This window comes from Pokkaliibacter plantistimulans (genome assembly GCF_003194385.1).
GTDB lineage: Bacteria > Pseudomonadota > Gammaproteobacteria > Pseudomonadales > Balneatricaceae > Pokkaliibacter > Pokkaliibacter plantistimulans.
In genome coordinates this window covers 13,382-35,096 of record NZ_LAPT01000145.1, presented here as the reverse complement: position 1 = coordinate 35,096, position 21,715 = coordinate 13,382, and the positions used below count along the sequence as shown (strand labels likewise).

The following is a 21,715-nucleotide window of genomic DNA, read 5'->3' as shown; positions in this document are numbered from 1 at the left end:
CGGCATGCTTCCTTAACGGCACAGTAAAGTGAGAAAACATGAAGACAATGCCAACACTCACGGCTCTGTTGGGTGCCCTGATCGTTGTCGCAGGCTGCACCCCCAGCGTCAAGGTTGAAGCCCCTGACAAACCCATCACTATCAACTTGAACGTCAAGATTGAGCATGAAGTACTCGTCAAACTGGACCGCCAGATTGATACCCTGCTCGACAAGAATAGTGATCTGTTCTGAGGTAGCCCTATGATCAGCAATAGCAAACGTTTCTGGCTTATTCCCTTTCTCAGCCTGTTCCTTTCACTACCGGCCTTTGCCATCAGTCTTGATGCCGCTAAAAGTCAGGGGCTGGTAGGTGAAGGTAATCGCGGCTATCTGGTGGCCATCGTCAAAGGCAACGGTGAGGTCGATGCTCTGGTAAATGACATCAACAGCAAACGCAAAGCGGTGTATCTCGACAACGCCAAGAAAGCAGGCGTGAGCCTGGACGTTATGGAAGTCCGTATCGGCCAGCGCCTGAACGAGAAGGCCGCTCCGGGTGAATATATCCAGAACAGCAGCGGCCAGTGGCAGAAGAAGTAACACCTGTGGTGATGCTCCGTCGACGGGCATCACCTTTTCAACCGCTTCAGATACAAATTTTCATTAAAAATAACCACACAGAAGAGCTTCCGCTCTTACCCTGCAGCAGCCCCTCGACTAAAATACAGCCAGCCTAAAACGTCTGTTCCAACTCCCTCAGATACGGAATATTTGCACTTCTGCATGACGATCAGGCCTGCGCCTCCGTTCATACCAATAACAATCCCCCTGAACACTCCTCCACAACCTAATAGCTCGACGCCCTGATGGCGTATGGCTACTCATGATGTGGTTGAGTCCAGCTCGCGCAGCAGATGTGTGCCACCACGGATATCCACCGTAGGTTGCGCTTGATTGATGTTAGCTGCCGTCTTTGCAGACGCAGTAATCTGTGAACTTCAGGAGCATATTGGTCATGAACCCTTTAGTGGTGACCATCATTATCTATACCGGTTACTTTTTACTTGGTTGTGTAGCTCTGGCATGGGGCGTGGTACTGCCTGAGCTGGCAACCGAGCTGCACATGAGTGATGTGATATCCGGTAGTTTCTTCACCCTCTTTTCCTTCGGCATGGTGGCCGGCGCCTTCCTTGGAGGAAAGTACATCCAGCGCTTCCCCTTTATGCGCCTGTTTGCTGTTCTGGCCTGGATGGTCTGTGGTTTCCTGATGATTCTGTCATGGGTTAGCAGCTGGCAACTGCTGCTGATCCTGAGTTTTATTATCGGCACCCTGAACTCGATCATGTTCACCATTGGCCATACGTTGACAGCCAGCCTGCACGCCAGGCGCCGCTCAACCATGATGGGGCTGGGAGACTTTGCTTACAGTCTCGGCACGATGGCAGTTCCCTTTCTGGTAACAGGTCTGTATCTGCTGGATCTGGACTGGCGCTGGCCGATTCGTGTCTTAGGTGCTGGCCTTGCATTGATGGGTATCTGGGCCTGGCTTAATCACTCCAGCGAGCTGGATAGCTACGGCGGCGCCTCCAGCAAACAGCATGGCAAGACACTGAGCTACGGCCCGGTCTTGTCGCAGCCGGTCTTTCTGCTGATGGCACTGGCAATGTTTAGTTATGGCGCGGTGGAGTGGGGAAATGGCAACTGGTTCGTAAGCTATGCCCAGAACGGTGTCGGCATGGATGGCGAGGCTGCACGCTACAGTTTTGCGTTCTTTACGGGTGGCATGGTCCTGAGCCGGCTGGGCTTTATCTTTCTGCTGCGTATCATCAACCTGTACGTGCTGATGATTGGCATGGCCATTCTGGCGGGGGTGGGTGGAGCGATGCTGAAACTGGCTGACTCAACCGAGTTGATGCAGTATGGCAACTTCATGCTGGGCCTCGGTTTAGGCGGGCTCTTCCCCCTTATTCTGTCCAATGCCATGGGACTGGATCAGGACAGCGGCCCTATTTTGTCTGGGATTGCAGTTATCTCCGTCTCCATAGGTGCACAGGCTTTCTCCTTCATTACTGGTTTCCTGGCAGAACACCTTGGACTGAAGCAAGCCTACTGGATGATTCCCATAGGTTCAGTCTGGCTGACTCTCATGGTGTTGGGCTTTTCCTATCACCTGCGCCTGCGCAGCCAACAATTGCAGTGCACACCCGCTGCAGCTTGATGCATCGATGCCCAAGAGGCAAAAAGCGAGGCCAGGGCCTCGCTCATTTACATCTGATTCTGCAGTTAACTACTACCGATTAGCCTTGCAGGCCCTTTCCTGCGCCTTTTTTCTCAATCAGCTCAATCTTGTAGCCATCAGGATCTTCAACAAAGGCAATTACCGTTGAGCCTCCTTTAACCGGACCAGGCTCTCGTGTCACTTTACCGCCCTGGGCTTTGATCGCGTCGCACATGGCATAGATATCATCCGCCTCAATGGCGATATGACCATAAGCAGTGCCCAGGTCATAGCTGTCTACACCCCAGTTGTAGGTCAACTCAATAACGGCCGTTTCAGTCTCTTCACCATAGCCCATGAAGGCCAGAGTATATTTGTACTCGGCATTTTCGGATTGACGCAGCAGGCGCATACCCAGCACGCTGGAATAAAAATCGATTGAACGCTGCAGGTCACCCACTCGCAGCATGGTATGCAGAATACGCATTCAGCTTTCCTCATTGAGCCTTAGCAGGCCGTCACTTTCACGAAGACTGTAAGGTAAGGATCAGAATAGGGTTTTCCAAGTCCAAAGCAGGCGCTTGCTCAAAACACAGCCCGCATCACTTGACCTGAGGAAAGAAAGGCTCGCCCGCTACTCGCTCTATTGCTGGCTGGTGTCGGTAGGACTTTCTTCAGGGAAGTCGCCGTTATCTTCAGCCTCCTTGTCCAGCCGGATAGTAACACGACGGTTGCGGGCACGATGTTCGGGAGTCTTGTTATCTACTACGGGATAGCGCTCACCGTGGAAGCGGGTAACGATCATGCTGTTCGGGACACCCTTTTTCTCCAGAAAATCGGTCACAGCCTGTGCCCGACGCTTGGACAAATCGCGGTTCTGCAGGCGCCGTCCCTGACTATCCGTGTGACCATCGATGTAGATAGAAACAACGGACTTATCCACTTTGACGTAACGGGAAATCAGCTCCAGTCTTTCTTTCGCCTCATCAGACAGATCCGTGCCAGCTGAGTTGAACAGCACTGCGGTTCTGGCAATCTGTCGGAAGTTAACTGGAAGAAGGCCTGCCACACAGGTCTGATAATCGTCATAAGCTTTCTGAAAATTGACTGACGATACCTGCACTTTCAGGCTGCTCGGGCTACCTAACCATTTGGGAGAGTTAAAGGTAGGAAATTTGCCCTGATAAAGGGCCGCCAGCATGACCTCTGCATCTTTCGAGGCCACCATCACCCGATCTTCTCCCTGATCGAGATTGACTCTGGCAATCGGCAAGTTGGCATCACCGGGACGCCAGGAAGGGGACTCCGCCAAAAGTTCAGCATTTCCACGCAACATGTCGCGCTGCCGCGCCTCCAGATAAAACAATACGGGCTCGCCTGCCTCGTGCTCAAATATTGCCTTGCCGAAGGCAGGAATATCCTGGCTGAGCTTGCAGGTGAACGGCGATGCTTCAATATTCCATTTGGTATTTTCCATACCTGCAGCAAAGGTAACAGCATAGGTGCTGGGCACCCATGTCATCAGCAGTCCACACATCAGAATGCGGCAATATTGCATCACGTGCTGTTACTCACCATTCAGGGGTTACGGAACAATGCCTGCGCAGCTGGAATGACTGACGAAGCATGTGTTTTACAACTACCCCCATTTATCGGCGTCAATTCGAATCTCTTGAGATCGACAATGCCACTCTCTGTTAAACACCACCTGGCCAGTTTAATGCAGCGCCTTGCTGGCAATTTGTTTGCGCTCAATGGAGTTGTTAGAATGCCTGCGCGCGCGATGGATTAATTGACAAAGGTAATATTGTGTCCACACCTGATGCATTGATGGCCAACCGCTTTCGCGGTTATCTTCCGGTCGTAATCGACGTTGAAACCGCGGGTTTCAATCACCAGACAGATGCTCTGCTGGAAGTAGCTGCAGTGGTCATAGGTATGGATGAACAAGGCTGGCTCTACCCAATGGAAGCCATCGACTGTCATGTCAGCCCCTTTGAAGGCGCCAACCTCGAAAACAGCGCACTGGAATTCACGGGCATCGATCCCTGGAGTGAGGAGCGCAAGGCTATCGCCGTCAGCGAGCTTGAAGCACTGGACACCATTTTCAGACCCGTGCGTAAGTCTATCAAAGCCTATGGGTGCAAACGCGCCATATTAGTGGGCCATAACGCCTCATTTGACTTGAACTTCCTGAATGCAGCAGTGGCTCGCTGTGACCACAAGCGTAATCCATTCCATCCCTTTTCCAGCTTCGATACCGCGACCCTCGCAGGTTTGGCTTATGGCCAGACCGTACTGGCAAAAGCCTGTGAGGCTGCATCTATCGAGTTTGATGGCCGCTCAGCCCATTCAGCGCGATACGATGCTGAAAAAACGGCCCATCTGTTTTGCGGAATCGTCAATCAGTGGCGCACTTTGGGCGGTTGGAACCTGTAACACCCATCTCGCTGGCACACACTGCATTCGCTCTTCTCTATAAAACAAAACCCGGCTCAAGGCCGGGTTTTGTTTTAATGCAAACCAGACAGAGCTATTACAGCTTGTCTGCATTACCTGCCAGATAGCTGGCGACGCCATCGGGGCTAGCCTGCATGCCGGCATCACCTTTCTTCCAGTTAGCAGGACATACTTCGCCGTGCTCTTCGTGGAATTGCAGCGCATCGACAAGACGCAGCAGCTCTTCCATGTTACGACCCAGCGGCAGGTCATTGACGATTTGTGAACGAACAACACCGTTCTGATCGATCAGGAAAGCACCACGGTACGCAACGCCTTCATCAGCTTCAACGTCGTAAGCGCGGCAAATCTCATGTTTGGTATCAGCAACCAGGGTGTATTTGACTGGACCGATACCACCATCGTTTACTGCAGTGTTACGCCAGGCATTGTGCGTGAACTGAGAATCGATCGATACACCAATGACTTCCACATTACGCTGTTGGAAAGCCTCTACACGATGGTCAAGAGCAATCAGCTCTGAAGGGCATACAAAGGTAAAGTCCAGGGGATAGAAGAACACCAGACCATATTTACCTTTGATGGCTTCTTTCAAGTTGAAGCTGTCAACGATCTGACCATCACCAAGTACAGCAGCAGCAGTAAAATCAGGGGCTTGCTTACCAACGAGTACGCTCATGGGTCAATATTCTCCGTGTTTTAATGACAAAAACATCCCGGCGATGGGACGTTTCCAAAGTATCAACGCTTCGCGCTGCAATTGTATTACTGGACAACCGAGCAACCTCAAAGCTGAGATCGCTCCGCCATTGCAGCAATCCAGATCAGGCTTTAACCGCTGCATCCAACAACGGTTGCAGCTCGCCGCTTTGAGCCATTTCAGTGACAATGTCACAGCCGCCAACCAGTTCACCGTTCACCCACAGCTGAGGGAAGGTTGGCCAGTTTGCAAATTTGGGCAGCTCTGAACGGATATCGGGATGCTCAAGGATATTGACGTAGGCAAACTTGTGCCCACAGGCCATGACCGCTTCAACAGTACGAGAAGAGAAGCCACACTGCGGGAACTGGGGAGTGCCCTTCATGTAAAGCAGGATTGAGTTTTCACTGATTTGCTTTTTGATTGATTCAACAATATCCATGGTCACAGACTCGGTAGGCTGGTTTGGACCGCAGTATAACAAGACCAAACTTGGCAGTCAGTCATCGCATACCGCTCTCGCTGTGCAAGATATCAGGGCAAAGTGGCCGCTTTACAAGAGCAACAGAGAAGAATTCCCAGTAGCGATGTATCACACCGCAAGCACCGTATGCAGCCCAAGAAGCGCGCTGTTAACTTTCAATATACAGCCTCATCCAAGAGTTCAACTCACCTACATACGACCAGCCGACTGGCAGTCAGTTTCTATCACTTAGCTTTGATATACATGCAGTTTCGAATATTTAGGGGTATTGATTAATCCCTCACGGCATGAGAATAATACTGCTCGGCTTCTGTATCTGCCTTTTACCTCTGGAAAATGAAGCCGTTCAAAAAGCAGTAGACGCACTACTGAATTACATTCGCCTGATTTCAATATCACTGCTGGTTACCTGCGCACCAAATCCAACGGTGCTATCAGCTTTCCAGCAAACAGCGAATCAACCAAACCTGGGCATGAAGAGACTGTCCCCAAACGGGCATGACGGTTGGGATTTTTATTTCTGACAGCGCTCGGACTGTGAAGAGAGACCATGAATACTCGGCATTTTTTAACCCTTACAGACTTTAACTCAGCGGAACTGCGCCAATTGATTGCGCGCGCCTTGGAACTGAAAGCCATGCACCGACGCCGAGAAGTCTACGAGCCGTTGAAAAATCGAGTGTTAGGGATGATTTTCGAAAAATCCTCCACCCGGACTCGAGTGTCTTTTGAAGCTGGCATGATTCAATTTGGTGGTGGTGCCATTTTCCTTTCACCACGAGACACACAGTTAGGCCGCGGCGAGCCCATTGAGGACACCGCCCGCGTCCTGTCTGGCATGGTGGATGCAGTCATGATCCGCACCTTTGATCACGCCATGGTAGAACGCTTTGCAGCGTATTCGAGTGTGCCTGTAATCAATGGTCTGACAGACGATTACCATCCTTGTCAGCTATTGGCAGACATGCAGACCTACTTTGAATTGCGTGGCGACATCAAAGATAAAGTCGCTGTATGGATTGGGGATGGCAATAACATGTGCAACTCCTACATCAATGCTGCCAACCTATTCGACTTTAAACTTCATATTGCCTGCCCGCAGGGATACGCACCTGACGCCGCCATGCTTGAAAAAGCAGGTGACCGAGTGAAACTTTTCACCTCTGCTGAAGAGGCAGTAAAAGGCGCCCATCTCATCACGACTGATGTCTGGGCTTCAATGGGTCAGGAAGAAGAAGCCAAGCAGCGCAAACTGGATTTTGCCGCCTATCAGGTTACACCTGCATTGATGGATATTGCCGACCCTGACGCCATATTTTTGCATTGCCTGCCGGCCCACCGTGGAGAGGAGATCAGCGAAGACATGTTGGACGATCCTCGCTCAGCTGTGTTTACTCAAGCAGAAAATCGACTGCATGCACAAAAGGCTCTGTTGGAGTTTCTGCTCACCTGATCCCACCCAATATAGCGATATACCTTATCGCCACTGGCTGAAGCCGTTACCCTTACCAGTCTTGGTAACCGCTTCAGCTACACTTCCATTCATAATGTTCTGTAAAGAAGCACGACAAGTTATGCCTGTAACGGGCATTTCTGCTGCTTTGGCTTTGACAGATCTATAAATCTCATTCATAACTGCCTTAGGTTAGCTTTAGATTGTCAGGCATGATTGAACTGCGTCACTTACGTACCCTGGTTGCCTTAAGAGAAACCGGAAGTTTGGTTGAGGCAGCAGAACGTGTACATCTCACCCAGTCGGCTCTGTCTCATCAGATCAAAGATCTGGAGGACAGACTCAACTGCTCTTTGTTTATTCGCAAGACCAAACCACTGATCTTCACCAGCGCCGGACAGCGTCTACTGGTACTAGCTGACGACATTTTACCTATGGCAAGAAACGCAGAGCGTGATATCGCCCGTCTGGCAGGGGGAGAAACCGGGCGTCTGCATATAGCTATCGAATGCCATAGCTGCTTCCAGTGGCTAATGCCAACGATCGATCAGTATCGTGATAATTGGCCTGAAGTTGAAATGGACCTGATGAGTGGCTTCAGCTTTACCCCGCTGCAGGCACTGGTTAGAGGCGAGCTGGATATGGTGATTACTTCCGATCCAGTCGTAACGCCCACACTTGCCTATATCCCCCTGTTCAGCTACGAGATGCTGCTGGCCATAGGCAAACGCCACTCACTGGCTCGCAAGAGCCATATCGAGCCAACAGATTTAGAGAACGAAACGCTAATCTGCTACCCCATTGAGCGTGATCGGCTGGATGTCTTCACTCGCTTTCTTGACCCGGCAGATGTCGAGCCCGACGCCATTCGCAATGCCGAACTCACACTGATGATGATTCAGCTGGTCGCCAGTGGCCGTGGCGTCTGCGCCTTACCGAACTGGGCCCTTACTGAGTACCTGGAAAGAGATTATGTGGTTGCACGTCCGCTAGGAAACAAAGGGGTGTGGTCAACACTCTACGCAGCGGTGAGAGAAGAGCAGAAAGAGGCAGAATATATTCAGGACTTCATCCGCTCTGCACAAGACCTGTCCTTCAAGACTCTGCATGGGATTCGCCCGCCAGATAGCAGCAAGTAACCTCCTCTACCAGGCAGAGATCAACCTTTGCTTGCACTGCCGAGCACAGCTTAGCGAAGATAGTACTGGATCTGACTGGTTGATGTCGGCAGGTAGTAGAGCCTTATTCCCGAGTGAGGAAACAGCCAGTAATAACTCCCCTCCCCTTGCAAGCCGGGCTCATAGCTCTGTGGTTTCCCATAACGCTGCTCAACGATGGCCAGCAACTCCTCCTTACTCAAGGAGTCTGGATTAAAGTTGAATATGACCTCCTGTACAAGCTCATCTGCGTCGAAGATTACCCGACAATTAGCAGCCTTAGGATAGATAGAAGTAATCAGATAGACATCAGAACTACTGCGCCGGAACAGACGCTTCCCACCAGAGCTAACAATAGCTCGATAGAACTCATCACGATCTGTCGAGCCCAGATACAAACCAAACACCCTCGCCTCGGCAGGAGCTGTCGCAAGCGGGGTGTCAGCAGAAACAGTGGGAAGTCCTAATGCTGCCCACAAGAGTGTGGGCATAAGGAGAAATATACGAAGTTTGATCACGCTTCTTTTACAAACAGATAACCACGGCTACGTACAGTTTTAATACGACGAGGATGGATAGGGTCATCACCAATCTTGGGACGAATGCGGGAAATGCGCACATCAATAGAGCGATCTTGCCCGTCGTAGGCAATACCACGCAGTGCAGTGAAGATTTCCTCTCTGGTCAGCACTCTTCCAGCATTACTTGCCAGCAGCCATAACAGGTCGAACTCAGCACTCGTCAGATCAATGCTTTCATCGTTAAGCCAGGCTTCACGCTTGCCGTTGTCCAGCACCAGATTGCCAAACTCGTAGTAGTTCTGCTCCGATGCAGGGACCACGGGCGCAGGGGTCTGGGCTTCTTTACTACCTTGTGCCCGACGCAGCAGCGCGCGAATACGAGCCAGGAGAACACGTGGGCGCACGGGCTTGGTGACATAATCGTCAGCTCCCATCTCCAGACCCAGCACCTGATCAAGATCATCGTTGCGTGATGTCAGCATCAGAATGGGGCCGGAGTATCCCGGTCTCACCTGTCGACAAACACTGAGACCATCCTCACCGGGCAACATCAGATCAAGTACAACCAGATCAGGTGCAGCACGCTTGATCAGTTCTATTGCCTGAGCACCATTGGATTCGACGGTCACCGTGAGGCCATTGTTCTCTAAATATTCCTTAGTCAACGCCGCCAAGCGCTCGTCATCCTCGACGATCAGGATATGACTGGTATCTTGTGTTTCCATTTCTTATCCGTGATGCTGGAAAGTGTATGCTCACCGTTATAGTGAGTACGGATTGATGTAAGCGCAGTGAACAAAAAGTGAATATAGCGCACTACAGCTTATAAATGTTTGGGGAATTATACTCAATAGTTACGCTTTCACAAAAAGCTACGTTCAGTTAAAAGATCGTTGATTTATCTGACCTCGAACCTTGCGTATCTACAGTAACTCTGGAACTATGTTCGGCTCCCCAGACGTACGTAAAGACACGACAGGATACCCCGCAATGAAGCCGTGGACGCCTTCCAGCTGGCGTAGTCATCCGATTCGCCAAATCCCCCAGTACCCTAATGCCGATGCGTTACATCAGGCTGAGCAGCAACTGGCAGCACTTCCCCCACTGGTATTTGCCGGTGAAGCGCGCGAACTGCGCCGCCAGTTTCAGCTCGTTACTGAAGGCAAAGCCTTCCTGCTGCAGGGCGGAGACTGTGCCGAGAGCTTCGCTGAGTTCAGCGCCAACAATATCCGTGACACATTCAAAATCATGCTACAGATGGCAGTGGTACTTACCTTCGCCGGAAGCTGCCCAGTCGTAAAAGTAGCACGCATGGCGGGTCAGTTTGCCAAACCACGTTCTGCAGACACTGAAACCATCAATGGTATTGAGTTGCCCAGCTATCGTGGCGACATCATCAACAACATTGACTTCACGGCAGAGTCTCGCACCCCTGACCCTGAGCGTATGGTCAAAGCCTACAATCAGGCGGCAGCGACACTGAACCTGCTGCGCGCCTTTGCCCAGGGCGGCATGGCAGACCTGCACAAGGTTCATCAGTGGAACCTCGACTTCGTTGAGAAAAGCCCCCTTGGTGAGCGCTATCAGAGCCTGGCCACCCGTATCGATGAAGCGCTTACCTTTATGGAGGCCTGTGGCATTCATGCCAGCAACACGCCTCAACTGAAGGAAACCGCTCTGTATACTTCACATGAAGCACTGCTGCTGCCTTACGAGGAAGCTCTCACCCGTCAGGACAGCCTGACCGGTCAGTGGTATGACTGCTCGGCCCACATGCTGTGGATTGGTGACCGTACCCGTCAGCCAGATGGTGCTCATGTTGAGTTTCTGCGTGGTGTGCACAACCCCATAGGCATCAAAGCAGGCCCCACTACCGATCCGGATGAGTTATTGCATCTGATCGACATCCTTAACCCTGACAACGATCCTGGCCGCCTGAATATCATTGTGCGCATGGGTGCGGGTAAGGTTGAGGAGCACATGCCAGCACTGATTCGCGCCATTCAGCGCGAAGGGCGTAAGGTTCTGTGGTCCAGCGACCCCATGCATGGCAACACCATTAAAGCCAGCAGCGGCTACAAGACCCGCTCAGTAGCTCAGGTGCTGTCGGAAGTGAAATCCTTCTTCCAGATTCACAAGGCAGAAGGCTCTTATGCTGGTGGCGTGCACTTCGAGATGACTGGCAAGAACGTGACAGAATGCATCGGCGGCGCCTACCAGATCACTGAAGAGCAGCTGGGCGATCGCTATCACACCTATTGTGATCCGCGCCTAAACGCTGATCAGGTTCTGGAGCTTGCATTCCTGATTGCAGACACACTGAAAGACGCTCGGCGCTAGTCATAGCTGTACAAGAAAAAAACGCCGCTGATCTCATCAATCAGCGGCGTTTTTGTACATATCGCCAAGCTGTTCGGGCTAATGCAATGCCCTTACCGTTGGCCTCTCATCAAATCTTTGTCGCAACTCGGCAGACAAGGCATCCCACTCCGACTCACGATCCGCTTTCAGCAGCATGGGGTCATCACTCTGCTGCCAATACAGGGCAATATAAAGCCCCTGATTGTTACCATGATCCAGAGTGCGATAGTGCCGCTGAAACGCAACCACATCCTTATAAGGCCGCACTTCAAGTCGCTGAGAATAGATAAGTGCCAGCTGTTGATGCTGATCATCCAGCGCCAACGACGGCGAAGAAAAGAAGCGTTTATCAATATGAAAGCCAGTTTGCTCGACTAACTTCACCTGATCCTTGATGCGCAGGCTGTGATAGACACCTGCGGCAATCATTACCACCGCCAGCAACCAGAACCAGGCCATCTTCATCCTCAGCATTCCGGCACATTGATGGCAATGGCCGTCAGGGGTGTGCAACAACAGCACAGGATTTCATCATCCTGCAAAGGCACCAGGCTATCCTGATGCCAGCTGACACGACCCTCACTCAAGCGCACCTTACAGCAACCACAATAACCGCCACGGCAGCTATGCAGGACGGGAACTGCCCGCGCCTCGAGGGCATCCAGCAGAGAGAACTCCTGCTGGTAGTCAAACTCCAGGCTGTCATTTACTCGAATACGGCGCACTGCATCCATTCACCGAGCCCTGCCCATCACACTCATCAGCGCTTCAATTACAGGTCGAAATCATCGAAGTCATCACTATCCACGCTACTGTCGATAGCACCGACCAGATAAGAGCTGATCTCCGACTCCTGCGGCGCTACCTGAACGTTATCACTGGTCAGCCAGCTGTTGATCCAGGGCAGCGGATTACTGTGCACACTGAACAGAGGTTCCAGCCCCAGCGCCCGCATACGGACATTGGTGATGTACTCCACGTACTGACCGAGAATGTTGGCGTTCAGACCGATCATGGAGCCATCCTTGAACAGGTACTGAGCCCACTCTTTTTCCTGCTCTGCAGCCTGCCGGAAAATTTCGATAACTTCATCACGGCATTCGCGCGCAACATCCACCATTTCAGGATCATCACTGCCAGAAGCCATCAGGCTCAGCATCTGTTGCGTACCAGACAAATGCAGCGCCTCATCACGGGCGATGAACTTGATGATTTTGGCATTGCCTTCCATCAGAGCCCGCTCAGCGAAAGCAAAAGAACAGGCAAAACTGACGTAGAAGCGGATCGCTTCCAGCACGTTGACTGAGGCCAGCGTCAGGTAGAGTTTCTTTTTCAGCTCTCGCAGACTGATATCGATCTCTTTGCCATTCACTACATGGCAGCCTTCGCCATACAGGGTATACAGCGAGGACACCTCAATAAAATCGTCGTAGTACGCCGTGACAGAAATAGCGCGCTTGGTGATCTCCTCGTTCAGCAGGATGTCATCAAACACCTTGGAAGGATCAGTGACCACGTTGCGAATGATATGGGTGTAACTGCGGCTGTGGATGGTTTCGCTGAACGACCAGGTTTCCAGCCAGGTTTCCAGCTCTGGTAACGACACCACAGGCAGGAATGCCACGTTGGGTGAACGCCCCTGTACCGAGTCCAGCAGTGTCTGGTATTTCAGATTACTCAGGAAAATGTGCTGTTCATGGGCAGGCAGATTGACGAAATCCTTGCGATCAGTGGTCAGGTCGACCTCTTCCGGGCGCCAGAAGAAAGACAGCTGTTTCTCAATCAGCTTTTCAAAGATCGGATGCTTCTGCTGATCATAACGGGCAACGTTAACGTTCTCACCGAAGAACATGGGTTGACGCAGGTGGTCGTAAACGTTTCGGTTAAAGGTTGAGTAGGCCATGATGATGTTAAAACTATTCTGAAAAGTCCGGGAAACGCAGAACCTGCACAGGCTTGCCATACAGGGGCGAGATTCGCTGCCGTACAGGGGCCGAAGCCCCCTGCAGTAGTACGATCAGCTGTTACAGCTTGCACGCTCCGCCTTCGCAGCCAGAGTCGCTCTGATCATCTTTCGCGCCATCACGGGTATTGTGGTAATACAGTGTTTTCACGCCGTATTTGTATGCCGTCAGCAGATCTTTCAGCAGCTGCTTCATGGGCACTTTCTCACCTTCAAAACGGGAAGGATCATAGTTGGTATTGGCAGAAATCGACTGGTCGACAAACTTCTGCATGATCCCCACCAGCTGCAGGTAACCTTCATTGTTAGGGATCTGCCATAACAACTCATAGTTATCTTTCAGACGCTCATATTCAGGCACCACCTGCTTGAGAATACCGTCCTTGCTTGCCTTGACACTAACAAAGCCGCGGGGAGGCTCAATGCCATTGGTGGAGTTGGTAATCTGTGATGATGTCTCACAGGGCATGATTGCCGTCACGGTGCTGTTACGCAGGCCATGGGTCACAATTGAGTCCCGCAGACTGTCCCAGTCCAGATGCAGAGGCTCCTGACAGAAACCATCAACATCCTTCTTATAGGTGTCGATAGGCATCAGGCCTTCCGCATAGAACGTATCGGCAAATGCCTCACACTGCCCCAGTTCGATGGCCAGTTTATTGGACGCTTTCAGCAGGAAATACTGCATCGCTTCAAAAGTGCGATGAGTCAGCGCATTGGCAGAACCATCAGAGTACTTCACTCCATGCTTGGCCAGATAATAGGCAAAGTTGGTCACGCCTACACCCAGAGTGCGGCGCTTCATGGAAGCACTGTGGGCTGCAGGCAGCGGATAGTCCTGATAGCTCAGCAGGCTGTCCAGCGCACGCACGATCAGCTCAGACAGTTCTTCCAGCTCGTCGAGGTTCTCCAGCGCACCCAGGTTGAACGCAGACAGCGTACAGAGGGCAATTTCCCCTTCTGCATCACGCACATCGAACAACGGCTTGGTTGGCAGGGTGATTTCCATGCACAGGTTGCTCTGGTGTACTGGCGCTTTCTTGGGGTTGAAAGCACTGCGGGTGTTGCAGTGGTCGACGTTCTGCAGGTAGATACGCCCGGTTTGCGCACGCTCCTGAGCAAACATGCTGAATAGGTCGACCGCTTTCACCGTTTTCTTGCGGATGCTGGCATCCTGCTCGTACTGCACGTACAGACGCTCAAACTCTTCCTGATCATCAAAGAAAGACTTGTACAGGCCAGGGACGTCTGAAGGACTGAACAGGGTAATGTTCTCGCCTTTGATCAAGCGCTGGTACATCAGACGGTTGAACTGGAAAGCGTGATCCACATGACGGGCACGGTTTTCTTCCACACCACGGTTGTTTTTCAGCACCAGCAGCGACTCTACTTCCAGATGCCAAATGGGGTAGAACACGGTAGCTGCGCCACCGCGAACACCGCCCTGTGAACAGGACTTAACGGCGGTCTGGATGTGTTTCACAAAAGGAATCATGCCAGTGTGGAACGCTTCGCCACCACGGATCGGACTGCCCAGTGCACGGATGTTACCCATATTGACGCCGATGCCCGCTCGCTGACTGACATATTTCACAATCGCAGAAGCAGTGGCATTGATAGAGTCCAGCGAATCCGCCGCCTCAATCAGTACACAGGAGCTGAACTGACGGGTAGGCGTACGCACACCAGACATGATGGGGGTTGGTAGCGACAGCTTGAAGTTGGAGCAGGCATCGTAGAAGCGACGCACGTAATCCAGACGGGTAGCCTTGGGGTAGTGCGCAAACAGACAGGCTGCGACCAACATATATAGTTGCTGCGGGCTTTCGTAGATTTCGCCGGTGACACGGTTCTGGGTCAGATACTTGCCTTCCAGCTGCTTGACGGCGGCATAGCTGAAATTCATATCACGCCAGTGGTCAAGAAAACCATTCAGCTGATCAAACTCTTCAGGGCTGTAATCTTCCAGCAGATGACGATCATAACGACCTGAATCCACCAACTTGGAAACATGCTCAAACAGGTGAGGCGGTTCAAACTGGCCGAATGCCTTCTTGCGCAGATGGAAGATTGCCAGACGAGCTGCCAGATACTGATAGTCAGGTGCATCTTCAGAGATCAGATCCGCTGCCGACTTGATCAGCGTCTCATGGATGTCGTTGGTACGAATACCATCAAAGAACTGCAAGTGAGCTTTCAGCTCGACCTGAGAAACAGAGACATTTTCCAACCCTTCCGCGGCCCAGGCGATTACCTTGTGAATCTTGTCCAGGTCAATCGATTCCTTACGCCCGTCGCGTTTGGTCACCATAATATCTTGCATGCTCAAGTCTTCCGTCCTCAACGTATGCTGCCAGAATGCTCAAACCTTGATCAGCATCGCACAAATAGCTTTGCGCCTCTTCTATCTAGTAGTCACTATCAGGAAGAAGCACAAGATGTAGTATCAAGGGATTCAATAGGCAGCAAATATAGGAGTACATCCACCTCACATCAAGACTTGATTTTTAGCTCTTTTGGGGTATTCCGGCGGGCAGGGAGAGCAACGTCAGGATTCATCGGAGATTAGCCCCTGAAGACCTTTTTGTTATTTTATGTAATCAAAAAAACCATTGTTCAGGGAATGCTCAATACCCCTTTATTCCCAATCTGACAGGCGCTCTCTCTTCTTCTGCTGACGAATGCACCAAGACAAAATCAGCACACGACTATTTACAAAGTCCTCTGAAATCAATATTATGCGCCCTCACTTGACGCGGTGGGGTTCCCGAGTGGCCAAAGGGATCAGACTGTAAATCTGACGCGTGAGCTTCGGTGGTTCGAATCCACCCCCCACCACCAAGTGATGTCAACGACATCACTACCGCAAAAATGACAGTTCATTAAGCCTCCTTGAACTGGAATCCAGCAAACGTACAAGTGTTCATCCTGGTGGGGTTCCCGAGTGGCCAAAGGGATCAGACTGTAAATCTGACGCGTGAGCTTCGGTGGTTCGAATCCACCCCCCACCACCAGATGAATCCTTCATCTACTACTTCCCCCCTTAGTAACATGATTTTCTGACTACATCAGTCAGCTATCCCAAATACCTCTAGCGTCTGTTTTTACTTAGTTAAATCTCTTAAGACGCCCTCGTTTTAAATCAATCAGCCCGTTATACCGGCAAAATCGGCTCTGCCTTGCCTCTGCTCCTGTTCAGGGCGATCGTCTGGCTCTTCTCACTTCTCCAACCTGTCACACCAACAAAAAAGCCACAGCCCCAATGACGCTGCCATTGGAACTGCGGCCAGATTTGCCTGTTCAGACCTAATAAGCCTCAGAACATGTTCACGATCAGCTGCGCATTAGCCACACCTCGTTGAAAACACACCTCGGAATACTTATGCAGGGTCACTACGCTCGTATCCTCAGTGCTTTTCGCCTGGTCTGACCTGAGCCTGCTAGAACGTGAACGCGTTCGAGCTATGGCACTTATTTCTGCCAGGACTTAATCAGCTCGTCATAGGAGACGGTTTCGCCTTTTGGCTTCTCATTAGCAAGCTTGGGCTTGGGCGCGCCTGGCTGACTCAGCCAGTACTCGGGATCCTTCGGCTCATTCAGCTTGGGTCCGCAGTCACCCTGTACCTTGGCGCGCTCAAGACGCTCCATTACCTTGTCCTGATCAGCAGCCAGACCATCCAGCGCTTCCTGAGGAGTCTTGTCGCCGTTCGCCGCTTCAGCAATATGTTGCCACCACAGCTGAGCCAGCTTTGGATAGTCCGGTACGTTGGTTCCAGTAGGCGTCCACTCGGTACGAGCAGGGCTACGATAGAACTCCACCAGACCACCCAGCTTTGGCGCCACTTCAGTCATCGCCTGTGAGGTAATATCCGATTCACGAATCGGTGTCAGACCCACCAGCGTTTTCTTCAGGGATACGGTTTTGGACACCACGAACTGGGCATACAACCACGCCGCCAGACGACGATCATCCGGTGTGGACTTCATGAAGGTCCATGAACCTACGTCCTGATACCCTTTCTTCATCCCCTCTTCCCAGTATGGGCCGACAGGTGAAGGTGCCATGCGCCACTTGGGCGTACCGTCGGCATTGACCACAGGCAAGCCTGGTTTGGTCATATCGGCGGTAAAGGCGGTGTACCAGAAAATCTGCTGGGCAACGTTACCCTGCGCAGGAACAGGACCTGCTTCAGAGAAAGTCATCCCGGGCGCTTCTGGTGGCGCATACTTACGCAGCCAGTCAACATATTTGGTGGTGGCGTATACCGCAGCCGGGCCATTGGTCGCACCGCCACGAGAAACGCTGGAGCCAACGGGACGGCAACCTTCTACACGAATACCCCACTCATCCACAGGCAAGCCATTGGGCAGGCCTTTGTCGCCTTCACCGGCCATGGAGAACCACGCATCAGTGAAGCGCCAGCCCAGTGAGGGATCTTTCTTGCCGTAATCCATGTGACCATAGACACGCTGACCATCGATCTCTTTCACCTTATCAGTGAAGAACTCAGCGATGTCTTCATAGGCTGACCAGTTCTTGGGTACACCCAGGTCATAACCGTAGATTTCCTTGAACTTGGCCTGCAGATCAGGACGGGCAAACCAGTCAGCACGGAACCAGTACAGGTTGGCAAACTGCTGATCAGGTAGCTGGTAGAGTTTGCCATCAGGACCGGTGGTAAATGACAGGCCGATAAAGTCTTTCAGATCCAGGGTTGGCAGGGTGTAATCCTTGCCATCACCGGCGATCATATCGCTGATGGGGACGACTTTACCGTAGCGGAAATGAGTACCAATGAAGTCAGAGTCGTTGATGTAGCCATCATAGATGTTCTTGCCTGACTGCATCTGGGTCTGCAGTTTCTCAACCACATCACCTTCCTGAATCAGATCATGATGAATCTTGATCCCGGTGATTTCGGTGAAGGCTTTCGCCAGCACCTTGGACTCGTACTCGTGGGTGGTCAGAGTTTCGGAGGCCACATTGATTTCCATGCCGCGGAATTTCTTGGCGGCATCGATAAACCACTGCATCTCTTTCATCTGGTCATCCTTGGACAAGGTCGAAGGACTGAATTCAGAGCCAACCCACTTCTTCGCCGCATCCTGATACTGGTCTGCCAGCGCATCCCAGCTGATACCTGACATCACCAACATCGCGCTCAGTACAACGGCGCGCTTCATTTTGTTTTTATTGTCGTGCATATGCACCTCATCTCGTTGTTTGTCTAGGAAAACACTTCTCTCTCGGTGCCAGCGCACGCCTCAGGGACGACAGCCGCACCCTCGTTCACCATCAGTACCGCAACCCTTCCTGCGGCGACTGCACTACCAGGCTATCTGCCTGTTTTCCGACCGTCAGTTACCCCCATTTCATCACGATAAACATCCACACCAGAGACACGCCAAAGGCGATCCAGATGCTCCATTCAGTCAGCCCTATAACCGCCAGATGGATATAGGCGCTCACCAGTAAACCGATAAACAGCCGATCACCACGGGTGGTGCTGATGGGCAGAAAGCCACGACGATCCACACAGGGAGAACGCACCTCCCATACCGTCATGCACACCAGAATTACGGCAATGATGGAAAAGAAAGCTACAGTAGGCAGAGTCCACGCCATCCAGTTCATATCGCTGCTCCTTATACCCGGCCCAGGGCAAAGCCCTTGGCAACGTGGTTACGCACAAACCAGATCACCAGAATGCCCGGCAGAATGGTCAACACTCCGGCTGCCGCCAGCACTCCCCAGTCAATACCCGACGCAGAAACGGTACGGGTCATCACTGCCACGATAGGTTTGGCTTCTACGGAAGTAAGCGTGCGCGCCAGCAACAGCTCAACCCAGGAGAACATGAAGCAGAAGAACGCCGTCACACCGATCCCCGGAGCGATCAGGGGCACGAAGATCTTCAGGAAGAAACGCGGAAAGCTGTAACCGTCGATATAAGCGGTTTCATCTATTTCCTTCGGCACCCCGGACATAAAGCCTTCAAGAATCCATACCGCCAGCGGTACGTTGAACAGACAGTGCGCCAGCGCCACCGCTATATGGGTATCGAACAACCCCACGGAGGAATACAGCTGGAAGAACGGCAGCAGGAAGACAGCGGGTGGAGCCATGCGGTTAGTCAGCAGCCAGAAAAACAGATGCTTGTCCCCCAGAAAGCGATAGCGGGAAAAGGCATAGGCCGCAGGCAAGGCTACCAGCAGGGAAATCACCATGTTCATGGACACGTAGTACAGCGAATTGATGTAACCGCTGTACCAGCTGGGGTCAGTAAAAATCACCTTGTAGTTATGCAGAGTGAAGTTTTCCGGCCACAGTGTCAGCCCACTCAGGATTTCCGTGTTGGTCTTGAACGACATGTTCAGCAACCAGTAGATCGGCAGCAGCAGGAACAGAATAAACAACGCTAGCAGGACGCTTTTTCTTGTAGTCATGTCACACCTCAGGCGTCTTTGTCCGCGTGGGTCATCGCGGTATAGAACACGAAGGACACCAGCAGAATGATAAGGAAGTACACCAGAGAGAAGGCAGCTGCAGGGCCGATATCGAACTGCCCCACCGCCATCGTGGTCAGCGTCTGGCTCATGAAGGTGGTGGCATTGCCCGGACCGCCGCCGGTCAGTACAAAGGGCTCGGTGTAGATCATGAAGCTGTCCATAAAGCGCAGCATGACGCCGATCAGCAGCACACTCTTGAGCTTGGGCAGCTGGATGTAGCGGAACACCGCCCAGGATGAGGCCCGGTCAATGCGTGCCGCCTGATAATAGACATCGGGAATGGCGCGCAGACCGGAATAGCACAGCAGCGCCACCAGTGATGTCCAGTGCCAGACATCAATCAGTAATACCGTTAGCCAGGCATCCACCGGATTACCGGCATAGTTGTACTCCAACCCCATGGCATTCAGTGACCAGCCCAGCAGGCCGATGTCAGCACGACCGAAAATCTGCCAGATAGTACCGACCACGTTCCATGGGATCAGGAGCGGCAACGCCAGCAGGATCAGACAGGCTGATGACCATATCCCTTTCTTCGGCATGCACAGCGCCACACCGATACCCAGCGGGATTTCGATCAGCAGTACACAGAGGGAGTAGATCACCTGCCGCAGCAGGGCATCGTGCAGACGATCATCACGCAGAATGTCACGGAACCAGTCAGTCCCCACGAAAACGCGGGTGTACTGATCGAAGATGTCCTGCACCGAGTAGTTCACTACCGTCATCATTGGCACGATGGCACTGAAGGCCACCAGCACGAACACCGGCAATACCAGGAACCAGGCCTTATTATTTTCGACTTTATTGCTCATGGTCCTTACTCCACCAGAAACTCGTCCACGTACACCTTCAGCCACTGCTCAGGGAAGCTGATATGCACCCGTCGCTGCGGCACTTTCTGATCCTCCTGCAAGCGCGCCTTCAGGGTATGCTCGCCCAGACGCAAAGTGAGGATCTTGTAGGTGCCCAGGTCTTCAACGTGCAGCACGTCGCATTCGTAGCCTTCTTCAAAAGGCACGTCCCAGACGTGAACAAACTCAGGCCGGATACCGATCTTGATCTGACTGGACGGCAGTTGCTCCAGCTGCTCCTGCAGGCGCGGGCTCAGTGGCACCTTGATGGTGTCGAACTGCACTCCGCCGGAACAGCGTTGCACCGGAATCAGGTTCATCCCGGGGCTGCCAATGAAGAATCCCACAAAGGTATGCGCCGGCTTTTCGAACAGCTCCCGGGGCGTTCCGAACTGGACAATCTGGCCGCCGTACATCACCGCAATCTTGTCAGCGAAGGTCGATGCCTCCAGCTGATCATGGGTGACATACACCATGGTGATGTTGAACTGCTCATGGATCTGCTTGAGCTTGCGACGCAGCTTCCATTTGAGATGGGGATCGATGACCGTCAGCGGCTCATCGAACAGAATGGCGGACACATCATCGCGTACCAGACCACGCCCCATGGATACCTTTTGCTTTTCATCCGCAGTCAGGTTTTTGGCGCGCTTGTGCAGCACCGGATGCAACTCCAGCACATCTGCAATCTCATTGACCTTGGAGCGAATCTTGCCCTCTGCCAGCCCCTGGTTGCGCAGAGGAAATGCCAGGTTCTCGAACACCGTCATGGTGTCGTACACCACCGGGAACTGAAACACCTGAGCAATGTTGCGTTGCTCCGGCGACAGGCGGTTGACCTCACGGCCATCAAATAAAATCTTGCCTTCGGACGGGCTGAGCAAACCGGAAATGATGTTGAGCAGTGTCGACTTGCCACAGCCGGAGGGGCCCAGCAGCGCAAACGCGCCCCCCTGTTCCCAGACATGGGTCATCTGCCGAATGGCGTAATCCTGCGGCCCCTGAGGGGTGCGGCTATAGCTGTGCGCCAGCGCCTGTAAACGTATTTCTGCCATG

Annotated in this window: 22 protein-coding genes and 2 tRNA genes; 9 read left to right on the top strand and 15 right to left on the bottom strand. The window is 52.3% G+C overall.

Annotation, left to right across the window (positions count from 1 at the left end; translation table 11 throughout):
- The first annotated feature begins 38 nt into the window (after window positions 1–38).
- From WH50_RS24565 to WH50_RS24555, 3 genes are all read left to right on the top strand, one after another.
- Window positions 39–233, top strand: coding sequence for a YnbE family lipoprotein (locus WH50_RS24565; RefSeq protein WP_104154978.1), 195 nt, complete (start codon window positions 39–41; stop codon window positions 231–233).
- A gap of 9 nt (window positions 234–242) precedes the next feature.
- Window positions 243–578, top strand: coding sequence for a YdbL family probable chaperone protein (locus WH50_RS24560; protein WP_110189969.1), 336 nt, complete (start codon window positions 243–245; stop codon window positions 576–578).
- 415 nt (window positions 579–993) lie between these two features.
- Window positions 994–2,196, top strand: coding sequence for an MFS transporter (locus WH50_RS24555; RefSeq protein ID WP_110189967.1), 1,203 nt, complete (start codon window positions 994–996; stop codon window positions 2,194–2,196).
- A gap of 79 nt (window positions 2,197–2,275) precedes the next feature.
- Here WH50_RS24555 and gloA read toward each other — a convergent pair whose 3' ends face one another.
- Window positions 2,276–2,683 carry a lactoylglutathione lyase gene (gene gloA, locus WH50_RS24550; protein ID WP_104154981.1) on the bottom strand — a complete coding sequence of 136 codons (408 nt, stop codon included), beginning with the start codon at window positions 2,681–2,683 and terminating at the stop codon, window positions 2,276–2,278.
- 156 nt (window positions 2,684–2,839) lie between these two features.
- Window positions 2,840–3,718 carry a flagellar protein MotY gene (locus WH50_RS24545; RefSeq protein ID WP_243410267.1) on the bottom strand — a complete coding sequence of 293 codons (879 nt, stop codon included), beginning with the start codon at window positions 3,716–3,718 and terminating at the stop codon, window positions 2,840–2,842.
- Window positions 3,719–4,026: 308 nt separating this feature from the next.
- Between WH50_RS24545 and rnt the strand changes: the two genes are divergently transcribed.
- Entirely contained in the window at window positions 4,027–4,635 is a 609-nt protein-coding gene (rnt, locus tag WH50_RS24540; RefSeq protein WP_110189965.1) for a ribonuclease T, read from the top strand.
- 97 nt (window positions 4,636–4,732) lie between these two features.
- Here rnt and WH50_RS24535 read toward each other — a convergent pair whose 3' ends face one another.
- Both WH50_RS24535 and grxD read right to left on the bottom strand, forming a co-directional pair.
- A complete protein-coding gene (locus WH50_RS24535; protein WP_104154984.1) occupies window positions 4,733–5,335 on the bottom strand; it encodes a peroxiredoxin in 603 nt (200 codons plus the stop codon).
- A 145-nt stretch (window positions 5,336–5,480) separates the two neighbouring features.
- Window positions 5,481–5,798: a Grx4 family monothiol glutaredoxin gene (grxD, locus tag WH50_RS24530; RefSeq protein ID WP_104154985.1), complete on the bottom strand. Its 318-nt coding sequence runs from the start codon at window positions 5,796–5,798 to the stop codon at window positions 5,481–5,483.
- Window positions 5,799–6,390: 592 nt separating this feature from the next.
- Here grxD and argF point away from each other — a divergent pair.
- Window positions 6,391–7,293 carry an ornithine carbamoyltransferase gene (argF, locus tag WH50_RS24525; protein ID WP_110189963.1) on the top strand — a complete coding sequence of 301 codons (903 nt, stop codon included), beginning with the start codon at window positions 6,391–6,393 and terminating at the stop codon, window positions 7,291–7,293.
- 212 nt (window positions 7,294–7,505) lie between these two features.
- A complete protein-coding gene (locus WH50_RS24520; RefSeq protein WP_104154987.1) occupies window positions 7,506–8,432 on the top strand; it encodes a LysR family transcriptional regulator in 927 nt (308 codons plus the stop codon).
- Window positions 8,433–8,482: 50 nt separating this feature from the next.
- Here the strand turns inward: WH50_RS24520 and WH50_RS24515 are convergent, their stop codons facing one another.
- Window positions 8,483–8,968, bottom strand: a complete 486-nt coding sequence (locus WH50_RS24515) for a hypothetical protein (RefSeq protein WP_110189961.1) — start codon at window positions 8,966–8,968, stop codon at window positions 8,483–8,485.
- A complete protein-coding gene (locus WH50_RS24510) occupies window positions 8,965–9,696 on the bottom strand; it encodes a response regulator (protein ID WP_110189959.1) in 732 nt (243 codons plus the stop codon). Before WH50_RS24510 ends, WH50_RS24515 begins: the two co-directional genes overlap by 4 nt.
- 265 nt (window positions 9,697–9,961) lie before the next feature.
- On the opposite strand from WH50_RS24510, the gene WH50_RS24505 reads away from it, so the two are divergent.
- Window positions 9,962–11,311, top strand: a complete 1,350-nt coding sequence (locus tag WH50_RS24505; protein ID WP_110189957.1) for a class II 3-deoxy-7-phosphoheptulonate synthase — start codon at window positions 9,962–9,964, stop codon at window positions 11,309–11,311.
- 78 nt (window positions 11,312–11,389) lie between these two features.
- Here the strand turns inward: WH50_RS24505 and WH50_RS24500 are convergent, their stop codons facing one another.
- The 4 genes from WH50_RS24500 to nrdA form a co-directional block, all read right to left on the bottom strand.
- Window positions 11,390–11,797 (bottom strand): hypothetical protein, encoded by a 408-nt coding sequence (locus tag WH50_RS24500; RefSeq protein ID WP_133251423.1) that lies wholly within the window; start codon window positions 11,795–11,797, stop codon window positions 11,390–11,392.
- Between the two features lie 2 nt (window positions 11,798–11,799).
- Window positions 11,800–12,066 (bottom strand): class I ribonucleotide reductase maintenance protein YfaE, encoded by a 267-nt coding sequence (gene yfaE, locus WH50_RS24495; RefSeq protein ID WP_104154992.1) that lies wholly within the window; start codon window positions 12,064–12,066, stop codon window positions 11,800–11,802.
- A gap of 38 nt (window positions 12,067–12,104) precedes the next feature.
- Window positions 12,105–13,235 carry a class Ia ribonucleoside-diphosphate reductase subunit beta gene (nrdB, locus tag WH50_RS24490; RefSeq protein WP_110189953.1) on the bottom strand — a complete coding sequence of 377 codons (1,131 nt, stop codon included), beginning with the start codon at window positions 13,233–13,235 and terminating at the stop codon, window positions 12,105–12,107.
- A 121-nt stretch (window positions 13,236–13,356) separates the two neighbouring features.
- The gene (gene nrdA / locus WH50_RS24485; protein WP_110189951.1) at window positions 13,357–15,618 is read right to left on the bottom strand and encodes a class 1a ribonucleoside-diphosphate reductase subunit alpha; all 2,262 of its coding nucleotides are present in this window, start codon (window positions 15,616–15,618) and stop codon (window positions 13,357–13,359) included.
- A gap of 434 nt (window positions 15,619–16,052) precedes the next feature.
- On the opposite strand from nrdA, the gene WH50_RS24480 reads away from it, so the two are divergent.
- Window positions 16,053–16,136, top strand: a tRNA-Tyr gene (locus WH50_RS24480).
- 89 nt (window positions 16,137–16,225) lie between these two features.
- A tRNA-Tyr gene (locus WH50_RS24475) sits at window positions 16,226–16,309 on the top strand.
- Between the two features lie 457 nt (window positions 16,310–16,766).
- Here the strand turns inward: WH50_RS24475 and WH50_RS24470 are convergent.
- The 5 genes from WH50_RS24470 to WH50_RS24450 form a co-directional block, all read right to left on the bottom strand.
- On the bottom strand, window positions 16,767–18,500 hold the full coding sequence (locus tag WH50_RS24470; RefSeq protein WP_104154995.1) for an ABC transporter substrate-binding protein: 1,734 nt from the start codon (window positions 18,498–18,500) through the stop codon (window positions 16,767–16,769).
- Window positions 18,501–18,657: 157 nt separating this feature from the next.
- The gene (locus WH50_RS24465) at window positions 18,658–18,930 is read right to left on the bottom strand and encodes a DUF2160 domain-containing protein (RefSeq protein WP_110189949.1); all 273 of its coding nucleotides are present in this window, start codon (window positions 18,928–18,930) and stop codon (window positions 18,658–18,660) included.
- A gap of 11 nt (window positions 18,931–18,941) precedes the next feature.
- Entirely contained in the window at window positions 18,942–19,742 is an 801-nt protein-coding gene (locus tag WH50_RS24460) for a carbohydrate ABC transporter permease (RefSeq protein WP_104154997.1), read from the bottom strand.
- An 8-nt stretch (window positions 19,743–19,750) separates the two neighbouring features.
- Window positions 19,751–20,620, bottom strand: coding sequence for a carbohydrate ABC transporter permease (locus WH50_RS24455; protein WP_104154998.1), 870 nt, complete (start codon window positions 20,618–20,620; stop codon window positions 19,751–19,753).
- A 5-nt stretch (window positions 20,621–20,625) separates the two neighbouring features.
- Window positions 20,626–21,714 carry an ABC transporter ATP-binding protein gene (locus tag WH50_RS24450; protein ID WP_104154999.1) on the bottom strand — a complete coding sequence of 363 codons (1,089 nt, stop codon included), beginning with the start codon at window positions 21,712–21,714 and terminating at the stop codon, window positions 20,626–20,628.
- Between the last annotated feature and the right edge of the window lies 1 nt (window position 21,715).